General features: G+C 62.9%; 2 protein-coding genes. Both read right to left on the reverse strand.

Annotation, left to right across the window (positions count from 1 at the left end; translation table 11 throughout):
* Positions 1-10: 10 nt before the first annotated feature.
* Entirely contained in the window at positions 11-928 is a 918-nt protein-coding gene (locus tag ABD842_RS13775) for a hypothetical protein (protein ID WP_345114944.1), read from the reverse strand.
* 26 nt (positions 929-954) lie between these two features.
* Entirely contained in the window at positions 955-1170 is a 216-nt protein-coding gene (locus tag ABD842_RS13780) for a hypothetical protein (protein WP_345114947.1), read from the reverse strand.
* Positions 1171-1232: the final 62 nt, after the last annotated feature.

A 1232-nucleotide genomic window follows, 5' to 3' on the forward strand; every position in this document is an offset into this window, starting at 1 on the left:
CGGGTGCAATTCAAATCTTCGCTTGGTTGTTTTTGAGCAGTTGGGTGACGAGGTCAAACTTACGGCTTTTGTAGGCTACGCGCAGGCGCAGCAGGTGGTCGCAGCCGTGGTTAGCCCAGCGTTGGCCGGAGCGTTTCATGCGTACTTGCAGCACACTGCGGTGCGCGGCCTCAATCGGGCCGCTGCTGATGAGCAGGCCGTCGGCCTGATAGGAGCCATAGCGCATGCGGTAGTGATTGGCCCGCAGGTAGCTTCCCAGGCACTGCCGGTCCGCCGCGGGTAGCTGCCGCAGCCCGGCCACGTGGGCTTCGACCCGTTCGCTCTCGTCGCAAAGCAGGTGCTGCTGTTGCCGGGCCAGCCAGGTGTCGCCTTGCGGCAGTTGGCGGGCCACGGCGGCCAGTTTCTCGACCACGTGGTAGTAGTCGAGGATGTGGGTGGCGTCAGGGTAACTTGTAGAGAGCCACTGACCAATCCAGGCAGCCCCGTCCGTGATAAAGACCTTTCGCACCGGGCTGTCGGGCGGCAACAGCCGCTCAAAGTGGGGCGTGAAACCGCTATAATGGCCTCGATGGGCCACGTATTCAGAAGCATGTGGCCCGGCGGGTCCGTCGGCGGGTCCGTCGGCGAACACGCGGCCGAGTTTAGTTTCCTGCCACCCCTGGTCGGTGAAGAGCATACTGCCGTCCACCATCCCATAAACCAGGCCCGGGGCCTGCGCTTGCTGCCCGGCCAGTGCGGGCGAGGGCGTACTCAGGTGCTGCTCGTCGAGCGCATCGGCGATGCGCTGGCACTGCCGGTACGCCTGGCTCTGGTTGACGCGCAGGCCCAGCAACTGCTCGACCAACTCGGGCACCTGGCCAAAAACGGTCAACGTGCTGAGCAAGGCCAACTTCTCCTGCAGGTAGGGGCTGGTGCGGCTGCCGAGCACGGGCCGGCTGAAGGCGTGGCTAACGGCTACTTCAATCTTGCCGTAGCGGCTGCGGATACCGTTTTTTTTCGCTTGTCAGCCGGCACCGGCCCGACCGTCTGCTCCAGCACCTGCCGGCCCAATCCGGTCCAGACCTGGTCAAATTCTTTCTCAAACGTGTAGAAGTCGGCGTGGCGCTCTAAGGCGCAGAGCGCCTCGAAACGCGTTTCAGCCAGGGCTAGGTAGTCCGCTTTGGTCATCATCACAAGGGGGCAATGGTCTCCTTCAAAGATAGCAGCCCCAAGCGAAGTTTTGAATTACACCC

Origin of the sequence: Hymenobacter algoricola, assembly GCF_039539525.1 — a bacterium.
Taxonomy (GTDB): domain Bacteria; phylum Bacteroidota; class Bacteroidia; order Cytophagales; family Hymenobacteraceae; genus Hymenobacter; species Hymenobacter algoricola.

What these genes read in the sequence shown, in the direction of transcription:
- ABD842_RS13780 (WP_345114947.1), bottom strand. Translation starts at nt 1,170, where the DNA reads ATGATGACCAAAGCGGACTACCTAGCCCTGGCTGAAACGCGTTTCGAG.